The following is a 3,363-nucleotide window of genomic DNA, read 5'->3' on the forward strand; positions in this document are numbered from 1 at the left end:
TGTTTTTACCGTATCAGCTCCCGGTGGGCGTGGTGACCGTCAGCCTTGGCGGCCTCTATCTCATCGCGTTGTTAATTCAGGAGTCCCGCAAAAAATGATCAACACCACAGCCCGTTTGCGCGGCGACCAGCTGACCCTCGCTTACGGCAAAAAAACCATTGCCGAGCAGCTCAACGTCGCCATTCCTGACGGCCATTTTACCGCCATTATCGGCCCGAACGGCTGGGGGNNTGACGCCGTCGTACGGTCACGTCTGGCTGGATGGCGAGCATATTCAGCGCTACCCCAGCAAAGAGGTGGCGCGACGCATCGGTCTGCTGGCGCAGAACGCCACCACGCCGGGGGATATCACCGTACAGGAACTGGTGGCGCGCGGGCGTTACCCGCACCAGCCGCTGTTTACCCGCTGGCGTAAAGAAGACGACGATGCGGTGACCCGCGCGATGCAGGCCACTGGTATCACCGACCTGGCGCAGCAGAGCGTGGATACACTTTCCGGCGGGCAACGGCAGCGGGCGTGGATCGCCATGGTGCTGGCGCAGGAAACGTCGATTATGCTGCTGGATGAGCCGACCACCTGGCTGGACATCAGCCATCAGATAGACCTGCTGGAACTGCTCAGTGAACTGAATCGCGAGAAAGGCTATACGCTGGCGGCGGTGTTGCATGACCTCAATCAGGCCTGCCGCTATGCCACGCATATCATTGCCCTGCGCGACGGAAAAATCATCGCTGAAGGCGCACCGAAAGCGATTGTCACCGCTGAATTGATAGAGAAGATCTACGGTCTGCGTTGCACTATCATCGACGATCCGGTAGCCGGAACGCCACTGGTGGTGCCGCTGGGGAAACGGGGGCCCTGAGCCCCCTGCGGGTTAGCCTAAAATCTCGCCCAGCACCGGACCAATCTTTTCAAACGCCTGCGGAGAGATAATATCGACATGGGCGCAATCCTGGCGATACACCGCCAGCGTGTTCACCCACGGTGCCCAGGCGCTGTGTGGATCCATCCCTTCCGGCAGCGTGCGCTCCGCCACAAACAGCGTCGCGGTGCCGTCAAACGGGACGCTGTGCGCGGTCGTCAGCAAACGCACCGCATCGGCATAGTTGCCTTCGATGGCGCTAAACAGCGCATCTGACCCCTGCCCCTGCTGCGCGGCGATAAACGCCTCACGTTCGCGGGCAATTTCCGCCAGCACCTCAGGATCGAGACCGTTGGCCTCTTTTGCCGCCCAGTTTTGCGTTTCCGGCGGCCAGGTATCGAGCAGTCCTAAAAACGCCACCGTTTCCCCGCGCTGGCGTAACCGCGCGGCAATGCCCTGCGCCAGCGTCCCGCCGAGGGAATACCCGAACAGGTAATACGGGGTTGCCAGATGGTGTTCACATACGTCGTCGAGCGTCGCGGCGGTCTGCATCGGCCCGTTCGGGCGTGGCGACTGAATGCCGGTAATGTTCCAGCGCTCGCTCAGGTAGCGCGCCAGCACGCTGAATTGCCAGGCAAAACCGGACGCCGGATGGAAACAGAACAGCGTCGGGCCGTGGCTTTCCCGTAGCGGTAATATCGCTTCATAGCCCAACCGCTGCGCGCTGGCATCGTCTTCGGTTGCCAGCAACGCGCTGAGTTTACCGACCGTCGACGCCACCATTACCTGTCCCGGCGTAACCTGCCGCGCAAAGGTGCGGCTCAGTTGCGCCGCCAGACGCATCGCCAGCAGTGAATGACCGCCGAGGGCAAAGAAATCCGCCTCAACATCGTTGACCTCACCGCCCAGCAGTGCGCTGAACGCCTGCGCAACGGTGGATTCGATGCCCGGTAGCGGTGCACGTCCACTGGTGGTCGAAACCCGCTGCGGCAACGGCAGCGCTTTGCGATCCAGTTTGCCGTTAGCGCTGAGCGGCAGCGCATCCAGTTGCAGGAGCACCACCGGCACCATGTGCGGCGGCAGCTGTTCGCGCAATGATTCATGTAACGCGCGGGTATCCAGCGGCAGCCCGGATTCGGCGATCAGATAGCCCACCAGCTGGCGCGCATCGCCCCCGGTTGCCGCCGCCTGATTAAACACGCAGGCATGCGCCACGGCCTGCGCGACGTCCGGCAGCGCCGACATCACGCGGTCGATCTCCCCCAGTTCAATACGCTGACCGCGAATTTTGAGCTGATCGTCGCTGCGGCCCAGATACTCCACCGCGCCATTCTCCAGCCAGCGCGCCACGTCGCCAGTGCGGTACATGCGCTCGCCAGGGACAAACGGATCAGCGATAAAGCGGCTGGCGGTCAGATCGGGCCGTCCCAGATATCCCTGCGCCAGTTGAATGCCGGTGAGATAGAGATCCCCCGCCACACCGGGCGGCACCGGGCGCATCATCGCATCGAGAATGCGCAGGCCGGTGTTCCACACCGGGAAACCGATCGGCACGCTGCTGCCGGTGACCGCCGCCAGTTCTGGCCCGCAGGCCGGATACCAGCTGACGTCCACCGCCGNCATTCGCGACACAGCCCGGTCGGCAGCGCTTCGCCGCTACAGAACACCCGTTTCAGGCTCCGGCAACTGTCGCTGTTTTCACTCGTCAGCGAGGCGACAAAGGCCGCCAGCATCGACGGGACAAAATGGGTAGTGGTGATGCCGTACTGACGGAAAAACTGCTGCATCGCCAGCGGATCGCGGTGCGTGTCCGGCTCGGCCATCACCAGCCGCGCACCTGCGATAAACGGCCACCAGAACTCCCAGACAGAGACGTCAAAACTGCACGGCGTTTTCTGCGCCACTACGTCATCCGCCGTCAGCGGATAGTGGTTTTGCATCCACAGCAGGCGGTTCACGATGGCGGGTTGCCNACCATCACCCCTTTCGGGCGCCCGGTAGAGCCGGAGGTAAAAATGATATACGCGGTATGCGCCGGGCGGGAGAGCGCCAGCGGCGCACCGTTGGTAACCGGCAGCGGGGCGCTGTAGCACAGCGTCTCGACGCCGGAAAAGCGCGATTGCTGATCGGCTGAGGTGATCAGCAGCGACGGCTGCGCATCTTCCAGCATCATCCGCAAACGGTCGTCCGGGTAGCCGGTATCCAGCGGCAACCAGGCCGCGCCCGTTTCGACGATACCGTGCAGTGCCAGGGTCAGAAATACCGAGCGCGGTAGCGCCACCGCAACGCAGTCGCCGGGCTTCACGCCGCGCTCGCGTAACTGATGAGCCAGCGCCACCACCTGCTCGCGCATCTCGCGATAGCTGAACTGCCAGCGAGCGTCCACCAGCGCGATGGCGTCCGGGGTTTTCGCCGCCTGTGCCGCCACCAGCGCACTGAGCGTGGTCTCCGGCAGCATCACACCCGTGTCGTTAATCGCCGCCAGCCGCTGAGCTTCGTC

1 protein-coding gene and 2 pseudogenes are annotated in these 3,363 nt (G+C 63.2%); 2 read left to right on the plus strand and 1 reads right to left on the minus strand.

Annotated features, from left to right (window positions below):
* Together GM30_RS27025 and fepC are read left to right on the plus strand one after the other, a co-directional pair.
* The coding region (locus GM30_RS27025; protein WP_238582605.1) for a hypothetical protein at window positions 1-98 on the plus strand (98 nt) is incomplete at its 5' end.
* Window positions 95-863: pseudogene (gene fepC, locus GM30_RS04990) on the plus strand (iron-enterobactin ABC transporter ATP-binding protein). The gene GM30_RS27025 and the pseudogene fepC, both read left to right, overlap by 4 nt.
* Before the next feature lie 12 nt (window positions 864-875).
* Here fepC and GM30_RS27535 read toward each other — a convergent pair.
* A pseudogene (locus tag GM30_RS27535) lies at window positions 876-3,363 on the minus strand (amino acid adenylation domain-containing protein); the annotation flags it as partial.

Source organism: Trabulsiella odontotermitis (genome assembly GCF_001188485.1).
In the GTDB taxonomy this organism is placed as follows: Bacteria; Pseudomonadota; Gammaproteobacteria; order Enterobacterales; family Enterobacteriaceae; genus Trabulsiella; species Trabulsiella odontotermitis_A.